Genomic DNA, 21,724 nt, shown 5'->3' on the forward strand with positions numbered 1-21,724 from the left:
GATCGTGATGGCCGAAACGATTTCTATTGCATCCGCCTCTTCCGAAGTGAGCGCACCAATCGAGACCGATGCCGTTATCATCGGCGCAGGTCCGTGCGGGCTCTTTGCCGTGTTCGAATTAGGCCTTCTCGATATCAAGGCGCATGTTGTCGATATTCTGGATCGGCCTGGCGGTCAGTGCGCCGAGCTCTATCCGGAAAAGCCGATCTATGATGTCCCGGCGCTGCCTATAGTGACGGGGCAGGAATTGACCGAACGACTGATGGAGCAAATTAAGCCGTTCAACCCGGTCTTCCATTTTAGCGAGCGTATCGATGGCTTGAAGAAGTACGCCGACGGTCGCTATCACCTTATTACGGATGCCGGCACGGAATTCATTGCCAAGGTCGTCGTGATTGCAGCCGGCGGCGGATCGTTCACGCCGAAGCGCCCACCACTAAACGGCATCGAAGCCTTCGAAGGCAAGTCGGTCTTCTATTCGGTGCGCAAGATCGAATCCATGCGTGGCAAGGATATCGTCATCGTCGGTGGCGGAGACAGCGCGCTCGACTGGACGCTCAACCTTGCTCCGGTCGCAAAGAGCCTGACACTGATCCATCGCCGCGATGAATTCCGGGCAGCCCCCCATTCCGTCGAAAAAATGCGCAAGATGGTGGAGGAGGCGTCCGTCCGGTTGATGATCGGGCAGGTGACTGCGCTCGACGGGGCAGACGGGCAGCTGTCGGCGCTCGAAGTAAAAACGGCCTCAGGCAGCGAAAAAATTCCCTGCACGGCAATGCTGCCGTTCTTCGGTCTGACGATGAAGCTCGGCCCTGTCGCGGATTGGGGCCTCAATCTTCACGAGAATCTCATCCCCGTAGATACCGAGCGTTTCGAGACGAGCGAGCATGGCATCTTCGCCATCGGTGATATCAACACCTATCCGGGCAAGCTGAAGCTCATTCTGTCGGGCTTCCACGAGGGGGCGCTGATGGCGCAGGCCGCACAACGGATCGTCTATCCGGACAAGAAAGTGATGTTCCAATACACGACGTCGTCTTCGAGCCTGCAGAAGAAGCTCGGCGTGAAATAACGTTCGCGGTCTCCCCACGCTCAGGCGTGGGCGATTTCCAGAAATCCAAGGGCAAGCAGGACGACGGCACCCGCAGCGACGATCAATTTGCCGCGGCGCGTCGGGGCAGCGGCGCCCATGACCAGCGCCGCAATCAGAATTGCTGCAGATATCAGATTGATCGGCACTAGCGCGGCAGGTCCGATGGAGCCGCGGGCTTCAGGATAAGTGAGGCCGATCCAGACGCTGACCGCGATTGAGAGGATCAGCGCGCCAGTGAGTCGCGGCCAGAGTCCGGAGTTTGGCTTCTCGATGCCGGCCAGCGTCAATGTGATGAGAGGGACCACGACCAGTACGACGCCGGTTGTCCCCTTGATCGCGATTTCAGCCCATAGAATCTGTTGCACGCATGCGCTCCGAGAAGCGTGACTGCGGTATTACTGGAAGACTTCCTTCATCTTCTCGCTGGTTTCATCGCCGGTGCCGCTGTTTCCGAAGCCGCTGAACAAGCCGCCGCTGTCTTCTGGCGCTTCGGAGGGAGGAGGCGTGTAATCGCCGGCAAGATTGCGATTGAGTGCTTCCTTAATCCGGGCCGTGCGATCAGGCGTGCAGTAGTCTTCTTCCTGCTCCTTCGCGGAGATCGCCTTCGTCACGCCGTTGAATGCGGTGTCGTAGACGTTGGATAATTTCTCGCCCAGGGTGGGTGCGGATGCCGTTTCGTAGGCGAGGTATTGGCTCTTCAGTTTGCCCGGATCGAAATTGTAACCGCATTTCAGAGCACGGGCCGAGGTCGCGGCGACGCCCATGGCGCGGGCGACGGGGTCGTTCGGGTCGCGGTTTTCTTTTGCCGTGCTGGAGCCGCCCAGAAGCGAACCTGTGGTCGGCAGTTTCGGCAGCGAGGCGCCGCAGCCGCCGAGAGCAACGGTCGCGGCCACGGTCAGGATCAGTTTGGCGTTTCTCATTGGGAATGTTCCCCCCACCCCCGATATCGCATTTGAGATGGCCTAGTCGCCGCGGCCGGTCAATGGCTCAGGCGCCATTTCCCACGGTTTGAGACAAACGAGTCGCAATACAACTTTAGGCGTCATCGGCCACGAGTGGGGCCGAAACGGGGCATCAGCGCATCAGGGCGCGCATACCGGCGTCAAGACCGTCGAGAGTCAACGGATACATGCGTCCGCCAAGCAGTTTGCTCACAATGCCGATCGAGGGTGTCCAATCCCAGTGTCTTGGATCCACAGGATTGAGCCAGATCGTGTGCTTGTAGATGTCAGCAACACGTTTCAGCCAGATCGCACCCGGTTCTTCGTTCATGTGCTCGACAGAGCCGCCGGCAACGGTGATCTCGTAGGGGTTCATCGAGGCATCGCCGATGAAGATCACTTTGTAGTCGGCAGGGTAAGTGTGCAGAACCTGCCAGGTGTCGATCTTGTTGGTGTAGCGACGGGCGTTATCCTTCCAGACGCCTTCATAGAGGCAGTTGTGGAAGTAATAGTACTCAAGATGCTTGAACTCCGAGCGGGCCGCCGAGAACAGCTCTTCGACTTCCTTGATGTGATCGTCCATCGAGCCGCCGATATCGAAGAACATGAGGAGCTTGACGGTGTTATGCCGCTCGGCCCGCATGCGAATATCGAGGTAGCCCTTTTCTGCGGTGCCGCGGATGGTGCCGTCGAGGTCCAGCTCTGAGGCGGCGCCCGTCCTGGCGAACTGGCGCAAGCGGCGTAGGGCAACCTTGATCGTGCGTGTGCCGATTTCCGCCGTGCCGGCCAAGTCCTTGAACTCGCGCTTGTCCCAGACTTTGATCGCGCGGCGATGGCGGCTTTCCTTCTGGCCGATACGGACGCCAGCCGGATTGTAGCCATACGCGCCAAAGGGTGACGTGCCGCCGGTGCCGATCCATTTGTTGCCGCCCTGATGGCGTTCTTTCTGCTCGGCGAGGCGCTTCTTCAGCTCCTCCATGATTTTGTCCCAACCGCCGAGCGCTTCGATGCGCTTCTTGTCTTCTTCTGAAAGGTGAAGCGTGCTCACACGGCGCAGCCATTCCTCGGGAATTTCGGCTTCCGCGGCGTCGGGCAGGCTTTCGAGGCCTTTGAAGACATGGGCGAAGATCTGATCGAAGCGATCGAGATTGCTCTCGTCCTTAATGAGCGTGGCGCGCGCCAGATAATAGAAATCTTCGACGCGGCCGCCTGCGATGCCCGAGCGTACGGCTTCAAGCAAGGTCAGATATTCTTTGAGCGTGACCGGTAGTTTGGCTGAGCGCAGCTCTGTGAAGAAGGCCTGGAACATGGGGCAAAACTAGGTGTTTTGGAGCGTCGAGACAATGAGCGGAGCGCCGCAAGCACACTCTAACGCAAAGAAGCCGCCCAAAGGGGCGGCTTCTCGTATTTCGATTGTCTGGCTTCAGATCAGAAGTTGATCAGAGCGCCCATACCGACGTAGTCGAAGTTGTCGTAGGCAAGACCCTGGGTGTTGTTATCGTCATAGTCGAGGTGACGATACTTAACCCAGATCGACATGGCAGCCGCGTCGATTTCCTGGACCACGCCGAGACCCCAAACCTTCGTGGTATCTTCGGTGGCACCGAGGAGGCCCAAGTTCTCAGACTGGGAGAATACGCCCGAGCCCTTGATGTGCTCGTATTCGCCATAGAGAACCGTGTGGCCGAGCGGAACCCAACGTTGACGGATACCGCCCTTCAGGTAGTAGGTCTCAGACTGGCCAGAGCCGCTGAAGTCGTAGGTGTCGTGGCCATAAGCACCGTATGCGAACAGGCCCGTCGGGATGTGTTCGACATATGCGCCAGCCTGGAAGTACTGCTGGGTCGCGTTGTTCACGAAACCACCTGAGAAGCCATTGAGGGCCTCGTCGGTGCTTTCAGCGTAAGACGCAACGGCAGCAACCTTGAAGTCATGCCATTCACCAGCGTAACGCGTGGTGATGGCCCAGATGTCATCTTCACCCCACGATGCGGACACCGAGAAGCCGCCAAAGGTCGGCGAGTCGTAACGAACGACGTTGCGCGGAACGCCGAAGCAGTCACCCCAGGCGCCGCCAGCGCTCTGGCAGTAGTCGCCGCCCCAGTGTCCAAAAAGGCCACCGGTGTTGGTGCGAATACCGAAGCTGTTGACGTCGAACGCCACCCAGTTGGCGGGGACGAGCGAGCCCGAACCGTCAACCAAGATCGCTGCGTTGTCAGCCGCGTCGGACTGCTTACCAACCGAGACCTTACCCAGCTGGTCGCTCTTGATGAACCAGAACGACTGCAGCGTCGAAACGCCGTTGGCCGTACCGGTCAGAGCGTTCGGGCCGTCAGGCTGGCTTTGGCTGGTCGTCAAGCTGTCGGAGCCGATGGCTTCGATGTGCAGAACGTAACCTGCCGTCCAACCTGGAAGGATCGTCGCCTGGCCAGTGAACTTCACGTGGCTGCCGAGCGTCGAGCCGAGGTCCGTGACGTAGGCGTTCGACTCAGCGCCGTCGTCCCACCACATAACCTGCTGGCCAACCCAGCCCGACACGGTGAGCGAGACCTTGCGGTTGCCCTTACGCGCCGTCGTCGCTTCCAATTCTGCAATGCGCTCTTCTAGATCTGCGCAGCAGTTGCCGCCCAAGTCTGCTGCAGAAGCATTCGTCGCGGCGAACCCGCCAGCGAGAACGCCTGCAGCGACCAGTGCGCCTACCCTCATCTTCCTCATTCTACCTTCTCCCGTCTTCAATCACTTCTAGTAGTAGACGCGGTACTTGGCGTTCGCCGTATTGTCGGCCGCATCAAAAGCGATCCACGGCGGAACCCCTACCAAGTGACTTCGCCGCTTGCCGGGAAAGTCCGTGATTCGTGGGTTGGCAACAATTGCGGTTTGCGAAACGACCGCGACGAATCCGACAATGTGGCGCAGGGGCAACTAGCCGGATTGTTGGGCAGATGCTCGAAAACTAGTCTAAATAACTGTTTTTGAAGGCATTATTTTTGTGCGAGCCACGGAAGTCGCACTGTGGGTTTTCCACGCATCAGCGAATTCATATGCACACAAATAAAAAGGCCGCCCGGCAAGGGGCGGCCTTCAATTTCGATTTGGTGGCTTTGGCCGGGGATCAGAAGTTGATCAAAGCGCCCATGCCAACGTACTGGAAGTCTTTGTAGCCAATGCCGAGATCGTTGTTGTCGCTGTAATCGAGGTGACGGTACTTCACCCAGATCGACATCGCAGCCGAGTCGATTTCCTGGACAACGCCACCACCGATGACTTGCGTGCGATCGTGGGTTGCATCGAGGCCACCAAGCAGGTTCTCCGACTGGGAGAAGACGCCCGAGCCTTTGATGTTCTCGTATTCGCCGTACAGGATCGTGTGGCCAAGCGGCGTCCAGCGCTGGCGGATACCGCCCTTGCCGTACCACGTCTCCGACTGACCCGAGCCAGCGAAGTCATAGTCGTCGTGGCCGTAAGCACCGTATGCGAAAAGGCCCGTCGGGATGTGTTCGACATATGCGCCAGCCTGGAAGTAGCGCTGGGTCGCGTTATTCACGAAACCGCCTGAGAAGCCGTTGAGGGCCTCGTCGGTGCTTTCAGCGTAAGACGCAACGCCTGCAACCTTGAAATCTGCCCATTCACCGGCGTAACGCGTGGTGATGGCCCAGATGTCATCTTCACCCCACGATGCGGACACCGAGAAGCCGCCGAAGCTCGGCGAGTCGTAACGAACGACGTTGCGCGGAACGCCGAAGCAGTCACCCCAGGCGCCGCCAGCGCTCTGGCAGTAGTCGCCGCCCCAGTGGCCGAACAGAGCGCCGCTGTTGGTGCGAATACCGAAGCTGTTGACGTCGAACGCCACCCAGTTGGCGGGGACGAGCGAGCCCGAACCGTCAACCAAGATCGCTGCGTTGTCAGCCGCGTCGGACTGCTTACCAACCGAGACCTTACCCAGCTGGTCGCTCTTGATGAACCAGAACGACTGCAGCGTCGAGACGCCGTTAGACGTGCCGGTCAGAGCGTTCGGTCCGTCAGGCTGGTTCTGGCTGGTCGTCAAGCTGTCGGAGCCGATGGCTTCGATGTGCAGAACGTAACCTGCCGTCCAGCCCGGCATGATCGTCGCCTGGCCAGTGAACTTCACGTGGCTGCCGAGCGTCGAGCCGAGGTCCGTGACGTAGGCGTTCGACTCAGAGCCGTCGTCCCACCACATAACCTGCTGTCCAACCCAGCCCGACACGGTGAGCGAGACCTTGCGGTTGCCCTTGCGTGCCGTCGTAGCTTCCAATTCTGCGATGCGCTCCTCGAGGTCTGCGCAGCAGTTCCCCCCGAGATCAGCTGCCGATGCACTGCCGGTTGACAGGCTGCCCGCAATCAGGCCTGCCGCCGCCAGGGCACTCAGACTGTACTTGTTCATAGAACTACTCCCGTCTGCTTCGACTTGAGGAATGACAGGCAGGAGCGCCAGCGCCCGGCCCAACACTCTTCTTCTTTCCGTGGTGTTATTTTACCCGTCCTCAAACCCGTCTTTGCGGCCAACGGGTTTCCCCCCGAATCACCGCTCAGGGTTATGTTTTAAGCAGATCTGATTCGGTCGGGGAATAGTGGACGGGCGTTCCGCTGTGGAATTGCGGGGATTTGTGACGGAAAAGTCACGAGCGTTGATGCTGCCACACGGCGGTCACGGGCCGACCTAAATTCGGACGAAGTGACTTCCTTGTCATGGCGACGGGGAAGGAAAAATCACTGATGATTCATGTGGTCGTCATGTGGATAAACGGCGTCCGCATGTCAGTCTTTGACCGATTTTGAAGACATCGTCGAGATGCAAAGGCCGGGATTATTATTAAAAACGCCGACGGGTGTGTCACGACAACCATTTCCGGCTGGTCTGCCTAACTCGCGAGCACGAAGCGTTCACTGCACTGGGCTTGGAAGCGATCAGTGTGCCCGAACGCCTGGCAAAATCGGTTCTGCATGGCGTCGAGCAAGCAGGCTGGCGTCGATGAGCGCTTGCCGTTTATCCACCCAAAAAAGGCGAGTTCGGCTTCGACTAATCCGGCTATGAGGGTCTTTAAGCCCACCACGGCAGGGTCGCAAATCAGCACGAGCGCGAATAACGGGATGTGGACAGTGATAAAAAAACTGTCTGAGGAAATCGACCTGCTTGCGGACCATGAGGGGCATCGACCAGAGGGCTTTCCTGATATTGCATCGGCGTCCGACCGCTGGGACTGCCGGTGCCAAAGGCTTGGGTGTGGGCAACCTATGGCTGCCGACGGTTGATGATGAAAATTCTTCGAGGGGATTTTATGGGCGGTCTTGCCCGGTAGGATGCAACGAATGGCGGGTTGCTAACTTCATAATTCGTTGACGAGAAAGTCACACGCCAACGTCTCGCGAGTGGAAAATCTGCCACAATCGTTGGATAGCAGTCGTGGGCTGTTCGTCAGTGCTGTCTCGCGATAGCGTTGGGCTGGAACGTGCGCGCCTCGAGGTTTGGCTGATATCGGAAATGACAGGAAAAATCGTCGATCGCCGGGTACTGCTTGAGAAGGCGGTCGCAGGAACTTTTGCCATGGGCCTCGCCAAGATGGCGTTGGCTGTAACAGATGCCTATGCGGATGGGGCGTCGCCGGCGCCACAACAGAGCCAGCAGGGGACGACCTTCGGAACGACGACGGTAAAAACGGAGGCCAAGCGGCTTTCGGACCAGCCGTTCGTCAAGCCGACGATGGATCTGCCGCCGCCGTTCAATAAGCTGAGCTACAGCCAGTACCGCGATATCCGCTTCCGGCCGGAGAAGGCGATCTGGAAAGGGGATCATCTCGATTTCCAGATTCAGCCGTTTGCCATGGGCTGGCTCTATGACGTTCCGGTCGATCTGTGGATCGTCGATGCCGGTAAGGCGGTTCGACTGGTTGCAGACAACAAGCTGTTTTCGTTTGGGCCGCTGATCGGTCCGGGCCCCGATGCGGCGCCGTTCGGATTTTCCGGGTTTCGTATCCACGGGCCGATCAACCGGTCCGACGCTTTCGACGAGTACACCGTCTTCCAAGGTGCGAGCTACTTCCGAGCCGTCGGCCGTGGACAGGTCTACGGTGCATCGGCTCGCGGCCTGGCGCTCAATACCGCGCAGCCCGGCGGCGAAGAGTTCCCATTTTTCCGTAGCTTTTGGATCGAACGGCCGAAGTCGATCGCAACCGAACTGGTCATCCATGCGTTACTCGATAGTCAGTCGACGACCGGCGCCTACCGGTTTGCGATCTCGCCGGGAGAGACGACGGTTATGGATGTCGAGGCAACCTTATATCCGCGTGTCGCCTTGAGCCATGTCGGGATTGGTCCGCTCACGAGCATGTTCTTCCATGGACAATCGAGCCAGAGACGGGTCGAAGACATTCGCCCCGCTGTTCACGACAGTGAAGGGCTCGCCATGATCAATGGCGGCGGCGAGCGGCTGTGGCGGCCGTTAAACAATCCGAAGACCCTGCAGCTCAGCGCCTTCATGGACAAGGACCCGAAGGGCTTCGGGCTTTGGCAGCGCGACCGCGACTTCCACAACTACGAAGACCTCGAAAGTCATTTCGAGCGTCGGCCTTCGGTCTGGGTCGAGCCGGAAGGTCCGTGGGGGGAAGGGTTCGTCGAGCTTGTCGAGATCCCCATTGAAGATGAGATTCACGATAATATCGCCGCCTATTGGAAACCATCAAAGCAATTGGCAGCTGGCGGTCCGCATCTCTTTAACTACAAGATCTACTGGGGCAGGGATGTCCCGGAAGCCTGGGCCGGCGCCCGCGTCGTCAAGACGCGTGTGGGAAATGGCAAAAAGCCAGGCATCATTGTTTTCGTCATCGATCTGGCAGGACCGTCGGTCAAGGACGCGAAGGATCTGCCAGCCGTGGATTTGTCTGCGAGCGCTGGTCAAATTTCCAACATCAATGTCCAGCGAAATCCTGAAATCTCCGGCGTTCGTGTCTCGTTTAATCTGGCCACGGGCGACAATGAACTCATCGAACTTCGTTGCGTTCTGAAGGCAGGCGATCAACCCGTCTCGGAGACCTGGCTCTATCGATGGACAAAGCCGTAAACGAGAACTTCATAGGCGAGATGCCGGAAGTCACATCGTATTCCAAAACATCGCCCGACGCGGGACCGTGGCGGCATTTGCCGCCGACGGCGCCGCTCGATATGCCGACGCAGGATTTTTCCACGCCGGCGCACGCGAGCACTGAAGTTCGGCGGCGCGGATATTGGGTGCCGCGTACGGCGATCTTTGCTGGCGCTGCAGTGCTGACCGCCGCCTTTGGGCACGAGCTGTTCAGCATCCTGTCGTTCGTCGTCATCACGCCGGTCCAGTTTCTCTTTCTTATTCTGTCGACGATCGCATTCGGATGGATCGCCATCGGCAGCCTGAGCGCGGCGTTGGGATTTCTGCCGCTGTTCATCGGCGAGCAGCCCGATACCATCGAGCCGCCGCCACCGTCGTCGTCACTGACCGGGCGCACGGCGTTACTGTTTCCGGTTTATCACGAAGACCCCGCGCGGATCGCGGGTGCGATCGAAGCGATGGTGCGTGAACTCGCAGACCTCGGCCGCAATGACAATTTCGACGTGTTTGTGCTTTCCGATACGCGCGGCGACGAGGATGGTGCGAAAGAGGCGGCCGTCTATCGGGCGCTTGCGCTCGAACTCGACGATATCGCGTCGGTTTACTATCGCCGCCGAATGAAGAACACGGCGCGCAAGGCTGGAAACATCTCCGACTGGGTCGAGCGTTTCGGGGCCTCTTATGAGTCTTTCATTATTCTCGATGGCGACAGCGTGATGTCGGGCGGCACGCTCGTTTCGCTGGCCGCTGCGATGGAGGGCGATCCCAAGGCAGGCCTCATTCAGACCGTACCGCGTCTGGTTGGCGGCGAGACGCTTCTGCAGCGCCTGCAGCAATTCGCGTGCAATACCTACGGTCCGGCGGTGGCCGCAGGCATTGCGTTCTGGCACCGCGACCAGGGCAACTACTGGGGCCATAACGCGATCATTCGCACGGCGGCGTTTGCGTCGGCGGCTGGGCTGCCTGACCTTCCCGGTCGCAAGCCGTTCGGTGGCCACATTATGAGCCATGATTTCGTCGAGGCGGTTTTGCTGCAGCGCGCAGGCTATGGCGTGCACATGATGCCATCGCTCGAAGGGTCTTACGAAGGCATGCCGCCGAACATCATCGATGTGGTGGCGCGGGACCGGCGCTGGGCGCAGGGCAACCTCCAGCATCTGGCCATCGTCTCGCAACCGGGGCTGACGCCGATGGGTCGCCTGCACCTCGGTATGGGAGCGGCTTCCTATCTGATTTCGGGCGTCTGGGCGATGTCGCTCATCGTCGGTGTCGTGCTGGCGCTGCAAGGCCAGCAGATGATTCCGAGCTACTTCCGCGATGACAAGACCTTGTTTCCAATCTGGCCGACGATCGATCCTGGCGCTGCGTTGCGTCTGTTCATGGGCACGATGGTCGTTGTTCTATTGCCTAAGGCACTCGGCCTGCTGCTCGCTTGGAAGCAGATGCGCAAGGAGCGGAATTTCTTTGGCGCCATTCGGGTGACAATCGGGGTGCTGATCGAGACGGTCTATTCGATGCTCATCGCGCCGATCTTCATGGTGACGCAGACGGTCGGCGCCGCCGAAATCCTCGCCGGGCGGGATTCCGGATGGAAGCCGCAGAAGCGCAACGACGGTGCGATCACGTTTGATGATGCGATGTGGTTTGCGCGCTGGCAGACCGCCATCGGCGGCATCGTCGGGGCCATCACATATACGGTTTCCCCGGCGCTTCTCGCCTGGATGTCGCCGGTGATCGGCGGGCTCATTCTGGCAGGACCGGTAAGCTGGCTGACGTCACGCCGTGCAGGTCCCATCGAGCGCTGGGCGCTGGCGACGAATGAAGACCGCAGGCCGCCGCCGGTTTTGGTCGACGCCGGGCACAGGTCGCGCGATTGGGAACGGAAGATGACGACGCCCGGCGCACTCAGTCCGCTGCCGGACGCTGCAGCGGCCTAGCGAGCCGTCCTCTCGCAGATGCTCTTGTCTAGCCTTCGGCCTGTTTGTCTGCGCCACGCAGCGAACGGACCAATTCGTTGAAGATCTCGCGCACGCGCAGTGGTTCGGAGTCGAGGTAGGGGAGCGGTCGGATCACCTCGACGGCGACGACGCCCAGGCGTGAGGTGAGTGCACCGTTGAACGCGCCTTCGCCGAGACGCCGCGACAGTCGCCGCAGCACATCCTGCCCGACGAATTGGCCGAGCAAGTCGTCCGTCATGGCGATGCCGCCGGTCGCGATGATGTGGCCGATGACGTTGCGTCCGAGGCGGAGGGCGCCAAGAAGACCCGGGCGTCCGCCGTAGAGGCTCGCGATCGCGCGGAACATGCGAACGTTCTCGACAAGCACGTAGCCCATCGCAATCCACATGATGGGAGAAAGCGCAGTCACGGTTGCGACGCGTTTCGCGGACGCCAGGATGACCTTGCGGGCTTCGCCGTCGAGCGGACGCAGCAGCTCGCGATCCGATAGGCGAAGCAACTCGCCGGGCTCTAGAACATCGCCGGAATGGTCTTTGACCCGCGCCAAACCCCAGGAAAGATCGGGACGGCCGCGGTAATGGGCGAGCAAGGCAGAGACAGCTTTGCGTTCGGCCGCGACATCGGGCTTGGCGAGCGTCGCGCGGACGAGGGAACGCAGTTTTGCGAGGCGTGCAAGGCGGCGGAACCCGAGGAGTTCGCGCAGGACGATCCCGAGCAGGGCCAGTCCGATGATGACCATCAGTCCGAAGGCGACCCAGCCGACCCAGTCCTTACGTTCGAGCGCGATTGAAACGAAGCGCGTGAACCAGAGTCCTGCCGCAATCGATGCTAGCGCCGCCATCGCTGAAAGCATGACGCTGCCGAAACGGAAGCCACGATTGATATCGTTGACCGACAAACGCCGTGCGGGAACGTCCGAACGCCGTGACGTCACGGCGCCGCCGTCGCGAATGTCGTCGGCGGTGAAGTCCGTATCTTCGGTGATGTCGTCTGCCTTGAAGACACGGGGTTTTCGCGGCGGCGGGGCGTTGTCCTCGAAGCTCATGAGAGATAGTCCGAGATCAGGAAATCGAGTGCGCGGTCCAACCGGATATGGGGGAAGGCGGCTGGTTTGCCGTCGGGCAGTGTATCGATGAGCTTCGGCGGTGCGAAGCGGACGAGTTCAAGAGAGGCCGATTTTGCGTGGCGCGCAGCGTTCAGCGCAGCGGCCGGGTCGGCGGGAAGGTCGCCCGGAAAGATTGCGGCTTCGGCCGTTCCGTCGAACGTCACGGTGCCGATGCGCTCGCCTTTGATCGGTGTACCGCGGAGACAGGGGAGGCTTTCGCTGCCTTGCTTGGCGGTCGCCTCGCGGGTGGCGCGCAGGGCTGACAACGCAAGCGCATGAACGCCGGCACCTTCGGTCTGGGCGCGCTTCACTGCTTCGTCGACGATTTCTTTCAGGATGGCTTCGAGGCGATCGTGGCTGGAGGCGGGAAGGTGGTCGGCCTTTGTCGCTGCGAACAAGACACGGTCGATGCGCCGTCCGAGGAACATCGAAAGCCATGAGTTGGCGCCGGGGCGGAAGGCACGCAAAATATCGGTCATGGCGCGTTCGAGATCGCCAACGGCGTCGGCTCCGCGATGCAGCGCTGTCAGCACGTCGACCAGCACGATCTGGCGGTCGAGCCTGGCGAAGTGATCGTTGAAGAACGGTTTGACGACGGATGACTTGTAGCTCTCGAAGCGGCGCATCATCATCGCGGCGAGCGAACCGCGCGGCGGGCGTTCTTCAGACGTCAGCGGCATCGGAAAGAATGTCAGCAAGGGCGAGCCGTCGAGTTCGCCCGGCAGCAGGAAGCGGCCAGGGGCGAGCGTCGATTGGGCGCCGCTATCGCGCATGGCGCGCAGGTAAGCCGTGAAGAGTTTTGCGCCGGTAATGGCGATCTGCTCGTCTTCGGCGGCGGCCGGATCGGTGCCGGCGAGAAAATCGAGAAACGGCTTGGCATACTCGGCGCGCGACGGCGAACGTGCGAGCGCCAGGGCGCCAGCCGAGAAAGCGCGGAAGTCCTGCTCCAGCATCGGCAGGTCGATCAGCCATTCGCCGGGGTAATCGACGATATCAACGTGCAGCTTCGAATATCCGGCGAGGCGCTTAAGAGCGTAAGCCGAGCGGTATTCGATGGTGACGCGCAACTCCGAGATGCGCCGAGTGCTTTCGGGCCAGCGCGGCGGTGTTGCGAGCAGGTCCGCCAAATGCGCCTCATAGTCGAAGCGCGGAATGCTGTCGTCGGGCTGGGGTTCGAGGTAGGCGCGGACGATGCGGTGCTCAGCGTCGGCAGCGAAAAAGGGCAGGCGGCCGCCGCTGACAAGATTACGGACGAGCGCCGTAATGAAGACCGTCTTGCCGGCGCGGGACAGTCCCGTCACGCCGAGCCGGATCGACGGCGTCAGGTAATCGGTCAGGCGCGCCTGCGCATCTTTGATGAGAGAGTATGAGATATCAGCCAAGAGGTGCCGCGTGTCGCCAATGAAAAGGGGCCCGGAAAGGCCCCCCTTTAAGTGGCGTAACTTGCAGGTCGCGACAAGACGTTTCGGGCGCCTGTCTTGCGCCATATCAAGTGCTGCGGCTCAACCGTAGAAAAAGACGATAACGCCTGCAGCCATTACCGCGACAGCCATCAACATGATGGCGCCTGAACGCAGAAATTCGGACACGGCCTTTCTCCTTTGCCAAGTCCCCACAACCAGTGTTGGAAGGACCATAGGCTCAAAGGTTTGAATAAGCCCTGACGCGCAGGTTCAGGCGGCGTTCATGGAAGGAAACTGTCGGTTCAGGAGCGAAATCAGGCGTCGTGGGCCTTGCGCACTTCGAATATTTCCATGATCCGGCAGCCGCGATGGGGGCCGTCGACCACGAATGTCCATTTCCCTTCGGTGAAGGTGTCGCACATCTTGACGCCCTTCACGAGAATCCAGTGGCCCTCCTTACCCTTGTGGATGGCCAAAATGTAATAGGCCCAGGCGCTTCTGGGTTTTTGCATCCACGTCCAGAACGTCGGCCGTTCTTTCCTGGCGCGGTGCATGTGGCTTTCTTTCAGCTCCATGCGGTAACCGAAATAGGCGAGCGCGGCTTCGACCTCGTCGGAATAGGTACCGCGCACGACCGGCTTGCGGTGCGGAGGCAACTCGCGCCCTTCGCGAATGACATCTTCGATCTTCGAAATGCCGTAGCCGGTGATCGCGGAGAGCACATACGGGCCGCAAAAGGCCACGCGGCCGGTGTCGTTATTTGCCGCGCCGAGGCTCGACGACGGTGAGCCGGTTGAAAAGCGATCGGTCATGGGGAAAATGCCCTATACAAGCAACGACGGGATGCTCGACCGATACGGTTAAGCAAGCGTTAACGACAGGAGCCCGATCCACACCCATGGCAGACCGCGTCAACGTCTCGTTCTTTCAGGAATTGATGGCCACCGTTGCCGAGCAGGGGCGGGCGCTGCTGCCGAAGGCGCTGTTCCGCGACAGCGCCGGTGAATCGATCGAGGTTCTGTCGCGGGCGCTGATGTCGGGACGGGGCGAAGCCTCGGGCGTCGCGATTGCGCGGCAGCTCCTCAATCAGCTCAAAAAGGCGAGCAGCGAAGAGCGGCTGGCGTTCTATCATTTTCTCGCCGAGGACCTGCAACCTGACGCCGCCGACGTTGCCGAGGCGGCGCGGAATTACCTCGACAACCCATCAGAGAAAACGCTCGGGCGGCTGCAGAGAGCCTCCTACAGCCCGAGACTGGAATTTTTCCGGCGGCTCAACCTGGCGCCCGGAGCGACCGCCGAAATTGTGGCGCTGCGGGCTGACCTTGTTCGTCATATCAAGTCGGACGAGGGGCTGGCTGCCGTTGATCGTGATCTCGAACGACTGCTCGGGTCATGGTTCAACCGCGGCTTTCTCGTGCTTCGCCGTATCGACTGGCAAACGCCGGCGGCGATCCTGGAAAAGATCATTCAATACGAAGCGGTGCACGAAATTCGCGGCTGGGATGACTTGCGCCGTCGTCTCGATCCGAAGGACCGGCGTTGCTTCGCGTTCTTTCATCCGGCGCTGGTCGATGAGCCGCTGATCTTCGTCGAGGTCGCGCTGATGCGCGATACGCCCGATGCGATCTCGACCGTGCTCGACGGCCGTTCAACGGACGATGATGCGCCACCGACGACGGCCGTGTTCTATTCGATCTCAAATTGCCAGGAGGGCCTCAAAGGCGTCTCGTTCGGCAACTTCCTTCTGAAGCAGGTGGTCGAAGACCTGGCGCGCGATGTTTCGACATTGAAGACGTTCGTGACGCTATCGCCGGCGCCGAGTTTCGCGCGTTGGGTCGATCGGGCGCTAGCAAGCGGCAGCGACGTGCCGGTCAGCGCCGAGGACCGCAAGGCGCTCACGCGCCTGCGCGATCCGCGCTGGGTCGAGGATGCCGTCAAGGATGCACCCGGCACGGACGAACTGAAGTCGGCGCTGATGGGGCTTGCCGCCTATTATTATCTCTCTGCGCGCTCAAGCGATGAACGCCCCGTCGATCAGGTTGCGCGCTTTCATCTCGGAAACGGCGCTCGGCTCGAGCGGCTGAATTGGCTGGGCGATACATCCGAAAAGGGGCTGCGTGAAGCGCACGGCCTGATGGTCAACTATCGTTACGATCTTGCAGAGATCGAGCGCAATCACGAGGCATATGCAGATCAGGGAACGGTCGCTGCCTCACGCGCCGTCCGTGGGCTTCTGCGGCCGCTGGCGAAGACAAAAGGCCTTGCTGCAATGCCAGAACTTCTGGCGTTGCCAGGTGTTTCGAAGACGAAGCGTGTTCGCGGCGAGGAACCGCAATCCTAGTCGCACGGCGCTGCCCGGGGCCACCAAGGAGGCCCTTGTAAAGGCTATTTCCCCGTGCAGTATGGGCGCAAAGCGTTGCGCTCTGCGCTGATGTTCGGCTGCCGGATCGTAATGCAATCGTCATAATGAAGGTCCGCGATGCGCTACGATCAAAACGACCGGGAAAGCAGCAATGTCGAGGACCGTCGCGGTCAAGACGGCGGCGGAGGAGGTTTTCAGTTTCCGAGCGGCAATGGCATTCAAATCCCGATCGGCCGCGGCGGGTTCAGCATTACAACGCTGCTGATCATCGGTGCGGTGATGCTGTTCTTCGGCATCAATCCGCTCGACGTTCTGCTTGGACCGAACAGCCAGATTCAGATGCCGCAACTGCCACAGACGACGGAGCGGCCTGATCGTTCGCCGTCGAACATTCCGGGTTTGCCGGGATCCCAGTCGAAAACGGCGAACAATGACGACGCCGAGAAGGAGTTTATCGGCAAGGTACTTGCCGACACCGAGGACGTTTGGACGTCGGTGTTCAAGAGCTTCGGACGCAATTATCCCGATCCTAAGCTCGTCATCTACAACGGCGCGACGCGTACGCAGTGCGGCGTCGGCCAGACGGCGATGGGACCGTTCTATTGCCCGCTCGATCAGAAGGTCTACATCGACCTTGCGTTCTATGATGAGCTGAAGCGCCGCTTCAACGTGGCCGGAGATTTTGCGCAGGCTTACGTCATTGCGCACGAGGTTGGGCACCACGTACAGAACCAGCTCGGCATTTTGCAGAAGGTGCAGGAGCTGAAGGAGCGTGCAGGCGACGAAGCGACGGCCAACCAGATTCAGGTTCGGACCGAACTGCAAGCGGACTGCCTGGCCGGTGTGTGGGCCAATCTCAACGATCAGATGAAGAAGCGATTACAGCCGGGCGACGTCGAAGAGGCGCTCAACGCTGCGTCTCAGATTGGTGACGACATGATCCAGCGGCGCATGACGGGCCGGGTCGTGCCCGATGCGTTCACGCACGGCACGGCAGCACAGCGCGTCCACTGGTTCAAAGCCGGTCTGGAGTCGGGTCGCATGGATGCGTGCGATACGTTCAACACGGCCAGCCCATAACTCGCCGAGTCCATGAAAAAGGGCCGTCCCAGACGGCCCCTTTTTTTGTGTGCGGGCAACCAAATAGAGAAAGCCCGCCGCTTTCTTATAGACGAGTTTTAGAGCACGTTGCCGCGATAATCGCTGACCTTGCAGCTGATCGATTGTGCCAGAAGCTCTTTGCAGAGCTTACGTGCTTCAGCCTTCGACTTTACCGGTCCGGCAATCAAACCGTAATTCGGATTGCCCGCGGTACCAACGTCGGCATAGCGGGCTTTCAATTGGCTGAGCTGCTCGGGGTGAATTTGCGACAGAGCTCCCCAAGTGATCCTTAGACCGTCGATCGAAGGATCGGTTGCGATCTGGATGCCATAGGGGTGCGGTGCCGGTTTCACGACGGCCGGACCGAACGAAATCGGCTTGTTTGCGGACTTCTTATCAACGCTGCCGGTTTCGATCGGCGCGCCGACGCGCGGCGTCGAGTTGATGATCTTCGGAGGAGCAGGGCCGCCATCTGCGTCATCGACCGGGGCGGCGTCCGTCCCCGTGGGCTGAGCGGCCGATGCGGTGGTGGTCACAGCCGGTGTCTGCGCCTGGGCGACGCGGACCTTGTCGTCAAGCGCTGCCACTTGCGAACTCAGTTGCTCGGTCTGGGTCGCTTGCGTTGCGACGTCGGCTTTGACTATCGAAATATCGCTTTCGATCTTGCTCAGCGAGGCTTTCAGGGTCTCGACGTCCGCGGACACCTTCATGACGGTCGTCTCGGCGGCGTGCTGACGGCCATGCGACAGATCGGGAAGGAGCTGCGGCGCAAAAAACGCGATGCCAAGATAGCCAAGGCCTGCAACACCAAGTACGGCCCAAGCGGCCGAATAGGGCGAAGCGTTGGCTTTCGGGCGCATCGGCTTATCGGTTGCGGGCTTCGTCATGGCGTGTGTCGTCCTACTGCCTTGCGGGTGCTCCGTGTGGCTGGAGCTTCCCCGAATCATTTTCACTACGTGGATGAGGTTGGTTCGGCCTTGCGGCTGCCGCAATGGCATGGCGGGGGAAACATGCGCGAAGCTGTGGACGAAGGCCGAGATGCTGCAGATCGGCTATCCGTCAGTAAAACCACGGCAAAGCGGCTGTGGCGGCATTTGGTCAAGCCGTCTTTCCAAGGAGACTGAAGCGGTTGCGGATGCAGGCCTTGCAGCGCATGGAGGGCAGGCGGTATGGCAGGAGTGGGCTGGGCGCGCGGGCATCTTGGCGTGCGCGTTCCGACCCAGGCTGTAGTTGAAACGCAAGGTCATCCATGAGTCCCCGGCCCTGTCTCTATGTCGTGCTTGCCGCTGGCAAGGGCACACGGATGAAGTCGTCGCTGCCAAAGGTGCTTCACAAGATTGCCGGGCAGTCGATGTTGGCGCACGTTCTTGGGACGGCGTCCTCGACCGGCGGCAGATTTGCTGTCGTGGTAGCTCTCGGCGCTGAGGCCGTTGCTGCAGAAGCGAAACGGCTCGTCCCGGATGTTCAGATATTCGAGCAGGCGAACCAACGCGGGACGGCGGATGCTGTGCTGGCGGCCAAACCTGCGTTTCCGGATAGCAAAGGTCTCGACGTTATCGTGCTGTTTGCCGATACGCCGCTCGTCCGGCCGGAAGTGATCGCCGAGATGCGCGATGCTCTGGATGGTGGTGCTGGGATTGCGGTGCTGGGCTTTCGGCCGAAGGACACCACGGGCTACGGCCGATTGCTGCTCGACGATACAGGCACGTTGACAGCGATCCGTGAGGAGAAGGACGCGAGCGATGCGGAGCGGAATATCGATCTCTGCAACTCAGGTGTCATGGCCTTTCGAGTGCCGGACCTCGCCGCTCTTCTGGCGCGCATCGGCTGCGACAATGCGAAGGGCGAATTCTATCTCACAGACGCCGTTGCGGTCGGTCGCGAGGCCGGTGTGCGTGCGACGGTCGTCGTATGCGACGAGGACGATGTCGTTGGCGTCAATAGCCGAGAGCAACTCGCGCAGGCCGAAGCGATATGGCAGCGGCGTATGCGTTCGAAGTTCATGCGCGATGGCGTGACGATGATTGCGCCGGAGACGGTCTGGCTGAGTTTCGACACCAGGATCGCGGGCGACGTCAGGATTGAGCCAAATGTCATATTTGGGCCGGGCGTCACTGTCGAAGAAGGTGCCGAAATACTTGGGTTTTGCCATGTCGAGGGGGCAGTCGTCGGCAAGGGTGTCAGACTTGGCCCATTCGCACGGCTGAGGCCGGGAGCGCGTCTCGGCGAGAACGTTCACATCGGCAATTTCGTCGAGGTCAAGAACGTGACGCTCGGGGCAGGAGCCAAAGCAAATCATCTCTCCTACCTGGGCGATGGCAGCGTCGGGGCGGGGGCGAACATCGGCGCGGGCACGATCTTCTGCAACTACGATGGCTTCAACAAGCAGCTGACAGAGGTCGGAGATGAAGCGTTCGTTGGATCGAATTCGTCGCTGGTGGCGCCGGTGAAGATCGGGAAGGGCGCCTACATCGGTTCAGGAAGCGTCATCTCCAAGGATGTCAGCCCCGGCGCGCTGGCGCTGGAGCGGAGTGCGCAGGAGGAGCGTCCTGGGTGGGCGGAGAAGTTCCGCATCATGATGTCCCGTCGCAAAGCGGCGCAAAAAAAGTAACTGTTAACCAGTTGCGGAATTGGCGTGCGCTCGGCACGTGCGGGGCTTTGAAATATACTGTGATTTGAGAACATCCTTAACCGGCTTCATCGTCGGATAAGGGGAAGCGCATTCGGGGGACCGGTCCAATGTGTGGGATCGTCGGAATTCTCGGGAAATCGTCGGTTTCGACCAATCTGGTCGATGCCCTTCGGCGGCTCGAATACCGTGGATATGATTCGGCCGGCATCGCGACGGTCGAAGGCACTGGTATTGAGCGCCGGCGTGCCGAGGGCAAACTTCGCAATCTCGAAAAGCGGCTGATCTCTGAGCCGCTGGGAGGGCGCACAGGCATCGGCCATACGCGCTGGGCGACGCACGGACGCCCAACGGAGCGCAATGCGCATCCGCACATGACCGGCAAGGTGTCCGTCGTCCATAACGGCATCATCGAGAATTTCCGCGAGCTGCGGACGCAGCTTGAGGCGAAGGGCCACAAGTTCGAGACTGACACGGACACCGAAGCCGTCGTTCATCTCATCACGGAAGAGATGGATCGAGGTGCGAAGCCCATCGAGGCCGTCCGCAATGCTTTGCAGCATTTGCAGGGGGCTTTTGCGCTCGGCATCATTTTTGCGGGTGAAGAGGATCTGATGATCGCGGCGCGAAAGGGTTCGCCGCTCGCAATCGGGCACGGTTCCGGCGAAATGTATCTCGGTTCGGACGCCATCGCCCTTGCGCCGTTCACGGATGCAATCACTTATCTCGAGGAAGGCGACTGGGCTGTTCTGCGCCGTTCGGGCGCCGAGATCTTCAATATCGACGGTGTCCGCGTCGAGCGGCCGCTCGTCAAAGCCGTTGCGAGCTCTCTGTTGATCGACAAGGGCAACTATCGCCATTTCATGGCGAAGGAAATTCACGAGCAGCCGGAGGTGATTTCGCACACGCTGGCGAATTACCTCGACATGACGGCTGGGCGCGTACGTTTTCCCGATCTCGGCGTCGATCTGTCGACGATCAGCCGGGTTACGATCTCGGCGTGCGGCACGGCCTATTATGCCGGGCTCGTCGCAAAATACTGGATCGAGCGGTTCGCACGCGTCCCGGTCGATATCGATGTCGCATCGGAAATGCGTTATCGCGAGGCGCCGCTGCCGGAAAGAGGCTTGGCGGTCTTCGTTTCTCAATCCGGCGAGACGGCCGATACGCTCGCGACGCTTCGGTACGCGAAGGCCAATGGCCAACGTATTGCGTCCATCGTGAACGTTCGGACGTCGACGATCGCGCGCGAATCACATGCCGCGTTGCCGACGCTGGCAGGGCCGGAAATCGGGGTTGCGTCGACAAAAGCGTTCACTTGCCAGCTTTCGGTTCTGGCCTGTCTCGCAATTGCGATCGCCCGGGCGCGGAACACGATCACGGCTGAGCAGGAGGCATCTCTCATCAAATCTCTGATGGAAGTGCCCCGGCATGTGGCGTCCATTCTGAGGAGCGATGAGGCCTATCTGGCCGTCGCTCACGAACTGGCAAAAGCGGACGATGTGCTGTACCTAGGGCGTGGGTCGAGCTTCCCCATCGCCCTCGAAGGCGCATTGAAACTTAAGGAAATTTCTTACATCCACGCCGAGGGCTACGCCGCTGGCGAGCTGAAGCACGGCCCCATCGCGCTGATCGACGAAAGCGTGCCGGTCGTCGTGGTGGCACCGGAGGACGAACTGTTCGAGAAAACGGTTTCGAACCTTCAGGAGGTCGCGGCGCGGGGCGGGCAGGTCATCCTGATTTCGGATGCCGATCCGGGCAAGGCCGGATGTAAACTTGCCGGGCATATCCCGATGCCAAAGGTTGACCCATTTGTCGCGCCAATGATCTATGCTGTTCCTACTCAGCTCATCGCCTATCAGACGGCGGTGCTGATGGGGACCGACGTTGACCAACCCAGGAATCTGGCGAAGTCAGTTACGGTGGAGTAGCCCAAAGCCGGCGCATTGGGGGTGGGGGCCCTTAATTCGCCTCGTTCCGCTGGTTCAATTATCAGCGCGAAGGGAGGGTTACGCCACTTCAGAACGTGACCATTG

16 protein-coding genes are annotated in these 21,724 nt (G+C 60.3%); 7 read left to right on the forward strand and 9 right to left on the reverse strand.

Annotation, left to right across the window (positions count from 1 at the left end; all coding sequences use genetic code 11):
• The first annotated feature begins 7 nt into the window (after positions 1 to 7).
• On the forward strand, positions 8 to 1,072 hold the full coding sequence (locus ACLB1Z_RS10515) for an NAD(P)/FAD-dependent oxidoreductase (RefSeq protein WP_409559815.1): 1,065 nt from the start codon (positions 8 to 10) through the stop codon (positions 1,070 to 1,072).
• Positions 1,073 to 1,092: 20 nt separating this feature from the next.
• Here ACLB1Z_RS10515 and ACLB1Z_RS10520 read toward each other — a convergent pair whose 3' ends face one another.
• From ACLB1Z_RS10520 to ACLB1Z_RS10540, 5 genes are all read right to left on the reverse strand, one after another.
• A complete protein-coding gene (locus tag ACLB1Z_RS10520) occupies positions 1,093 to 1,458 on the reverse strand; it encodes an ABC transporter permease (protein ID WP_409559816.1) in 366 nt (121 codons plus the stop codon).
• A gap of 30 nt (positions 1,459 to 1,488) precedes the next feature.
• A complete protein-coding gene (locus ACLB1Z_RS10525; protein WP_409559817.1) occupies positions 1,489 to 2,013 on the reverse strand; it encodes a hypothetical protein in 525 nt (174 codons plus the stop codon).
• A 154-nt stretch (positions 2,014 to 2,167) separates the two neighbouring features.
• Positions 2,168 to 3,343 (reverse strand): vWA domain-containing protein, encoded by a 1,176-nt coding sequence (locus ACLB1Z_RS10530; RefSeq protein WP_409559818.1) that lies wholly within the window; start codon positions 3,341 to 3,343, stop codon positions 2,168 to 2,170.
• A 119-nt stretch (positions 3,344 to 3,462) separates the two neighbouring features.
• Positions 3,463 to 4,749: a porin gene (locus ACLB1Z_RS10535; protein WP_409559819.1), complete on the reverse strand. Its 1,287-nt coding sequence runs from the start codon at positions 4,747 to 4,749 to the stop codon at positions 3,463 to 3,465.
• A gap of 397 nt (positions 4,750 to 5,146) precedes the next feature.
• Positions 5,147 to 6,436, reverse strand: coding sequence for a porin (locus ACLB1Z_RS10540; RefSeq protein WP_409559820.1), 1,290 nt, complete (start codon positions 6,434 to 6,436; stop codon positions 5,147 to 5,149).
• A gap of 1,098 nt (positions 6,437 to 7,534) precedes the next feature.
• On the opposite strand from ACLB1Z_RS10540, the gene ACLB1Z_RS10545 reads away from it, so the two are divergent.
• Both ACLB1Z_RS10545 and mdoH read left to right on the forward strand, forming a co-directional pair.
• Entirely contained in the window at positions 7,535 to 9,109 is a 1,575-nt protein-coding gene (locus tag ACLB1Z_RS10545; RefSeq protein ID WP_409559821.1) for a glucan biosynthesis protein, read from the forward strand.
• Entirely contained in the window at positions 9,094 to 11,067 is a 1,974-nt protein-coding gene (gene mdoH, locus ACLB1Z_RS10550) for a glucans biosynthesis glucosyltransferase MdoH (RefSeq protein WP_409559822.1), read from the forward strand. The genes ACLB1Z_RS10545 and mdoH overlap by 16 nt, the downstream gene beginning before the upstream one ends.
• Before the next feature lie 28 nt (positions 11,068 to 11,095).
• Here the strand turns inward: mdoH and ACLB1Z_RS10555 are convergent, their stop codons facing one another.
• From ACLB1Z_RS10555 to ACLB1Z_RS10565, 3 genes are all read right to left on the reverse strand, one after another.
• Positions 11,096 to 12,133 (reverse strand): YcjF family protein, encoded by a 1,038-nt coding sequence (locus ACLB1Z_RS10555; RefSeq protein ID WP_409559823.1) that lies wholly within the window; start codon positions 12,131 to 12,133, stop codon positions 11,096 to 11,098.
• On the reverse strand, positions 12,130 to 13,575 hold the full coding sequence (locus ACLB1Z_RS10560; RefSeq protein WP_409559824.1) for a YcjX family protein: 1,446 nt from the start codon (positions 13,573 to 13,575) through the stop codon (positions 12,130 to 12,132). The genes ACLB1Z_RS10555 and ACLB1Z_RS10560 overlap by 4 nt, the downstream gene beginning before the upstream one ends.
• Positions 13,576 to 13,910: 335 nt before the next feature.
• Positions 13,911 to 14,408: a hypothetical protein gene (locus tag ACLB1Z_RS10565; protein ID WP_013947550.1), complete on the reverse strand. Its 498-nt coding sequence runs from the start codon at positions 14,406 to 14,408 to the stop codon at positions 13,911 to 13,913.
• Between the two features lie 86 nt (positions 14,409 to 14,494).
• Between ACLB1Z_RS10565 and ACLB1Z_RS10570 the strand changes: the two genes are divergently transcribed.
• Both ACLB1Z_RS10570 and ACLB1Z_RS10575 read left to right on the forward strand, forming a co-directional pair.
• A complete protein-coding gene (locus tag ACLB1Z_RS10570; protein ID WP_013947551.1) occupies positions 14,495 to 15,937 on the forward strand; it encodes a malonyl-CoA decarboxylase in 1,443 nt (480 codons plus the stop codon).
• A gap of 138 nt (positions 15,938 to 16,075) precedes the next feature.
• Positions 16,076 to 17,038, forward strand: coding sequence for a neutral zinc metallopeptidase (locus tag ACLB1Z_RS10575; protein WP_409559825.1), 963 nt, complete (start codon positions 16,076 to 16,078; stop codon positions 17,036 to 17,038).
• A 98-nt stretch (positions 17,039 to 17,136) separates the two neighbouring features.
• Here the strand turns inward: ACLB1Z_RS10575 and ACLB1Z_RS10580 are convergent, their stop codons facing one another.
• Positions 17,137 to 17,946: an SPOR domain-containing protein gene (locus ACLB1Z_RS10580; protein ID WP_409559826.1), complete on the reverse strand. Its 810-nt coding sequence runs from the start codon at positions 17,944 to 17,946 to the stop codon at positions 17,137 to 17,139.
• 362 nt (positions 17,947 to 18,308) lie between these two features.
• Between ACLB1Z_RS10580 and glmU the strand changes: the two genes are divergently transcribed.
• Together glmU and glmS are read left to right on the forward strand one after the other, a co-directional pair.
• The gene (gene glmU, locus ACLB1Z_RS10585) at positions 18,309 to 19,670 is read left to right on the forward strand and encodes a bifunctional UDP-N-acetylglucosamine diphosphorylase/glucosamine-1-phosphate N-acetyltransferase GlmU (RefSeq protein ID WP_409559827.1); all 1,362 of its coding nucleotides are present in this window, start codon (positions 18,309 to 18,311) and stop codon (positions 19,668 to 19,670) included.
• A gap of 128 nt (positions 19,671 to 19,798) precedes the next feature.
• Positions 19,799 to 21,619: a glutamine--fructose-6-phosphate transaminase (isomerizing) gene (gene glmS, locus ACLB1Z_RS10590; RefSeq protein WP_409559828.1), complete on the forward strand. Its 1,821-nt coding sequence runs from the start codon at positions 19,799 to 19,801 to the stop codon at positions 21,617 to 21,619.
• Positions 21,620 to 21,724: the final 105 nt, after the last annotated feature.

The organism is Hyphomicrobium sp. MC8b (assembly GCF_905067615.1).
In the GTDB taxonomy this organism is placed as follows: Bacteria; Pseudomonadota; Alphaproteobacteria; order Rhizobiales; family Hyphomicrobiaceae; genus Hyphomicrobium_B.

Coding starts and splice junctions, on each gene's coding strand:
- ACLB1Z_RS10535 (WP_409559819.1), bottom strand. CDS start 4,749: ATGAGGAAGATGAGGGTAGGCGCACTGGTCGCTGCAGGCGTTCTCGCT.
- ACLB1Z_RS10580 (WP_409559826.1), bottom strand. CDS start 17,946: ATGACGAAGCCCGCAACCGATAAGCCGATGCGCCCGAAAGCCAACGCT.
- ACLB1Z_RS10515 (WP_409559815.1), top strand. CDS start 8: ATGGCCGAAACGATTTCTATTGCATCCGCCTCTTCCGAAGTGAGCGCA.
- ACLB1Z_RS10555 (WP_409559823.1), bottom strand. CDS start 12,133: ATGAGCTTCGAGGACAACGCCCCGCCGCCGCGAAAACCCCGTGTCTTC.
- ACLB1Z_RS10545 (WP_409559821.1), top strand. CDS start 7,535: ATGACAGGAAAAATCGTCGATCGCCGGGTACTGCTTGAGAAGGCGGTC.
- ACLB1Z_RS10530 (WP_409559818.1), bottom strand. CDS start 3,343: ATGTTCCAGGCCTTCTTCACAGAGCTGCGCTCAGCCAAACTACCGGTC.
- ACLB1Z_RS10575 (WP_409559825.1), top strand. CDS start 16,076: ATGCGCTACGATCAAAACGACCGGGAAAGCAGCAATGTCGAGGACCGT.
- glmS (WP_409559828.1), top strand. CDS start 19,799: ATGTGTGGGATCGTCGGAATTCTCGGGAAATCGTCGGTTTCGACCAAT.
- ACLB1Z_RS10525 (WP_409559817.1), bottom strand. CDS start 2,013: ATGAGAAACGCCAAACTGATCCTGACCGTGGCCGCGACCGTTGCTCTC.
- ACLB1Z_RS10565 (WP_013947550.1), bottom strand. CDS start 14,408: ATGACCGATCGCTTTTCAACCGGCTCACCGTCGTCGAGCCTCGGCGCG.
- ACLB1Z_RS10540 (WP_409559820.1), bottom strand. CDS start 6,436: ATGAACAAGTACAGTCTGAGTGCCCTGGCGGCGGCAGGCCTGATTGCG.
- mdoH (WP_409559822.1), top strand. CDS start 9,094: ATGGACAAAGCCGTAAACGAGAACTTCATAGGCGAGATGCCGGAAGTC.
- glmU (WP_409559827.1), top strand. CDS start 18,309: ATGAGTCCCCGGCCCTGTCTCTATGTCGTGCTTGCCGCTGGCAAGGGC.
- ACLB1Z_RS10570 (WP_013947551.1), top strand. CDS start 14,495: ATGGCAGACCGCGTCAACGTCTCGTTCTTTCAGGAATTGATGGCCACC.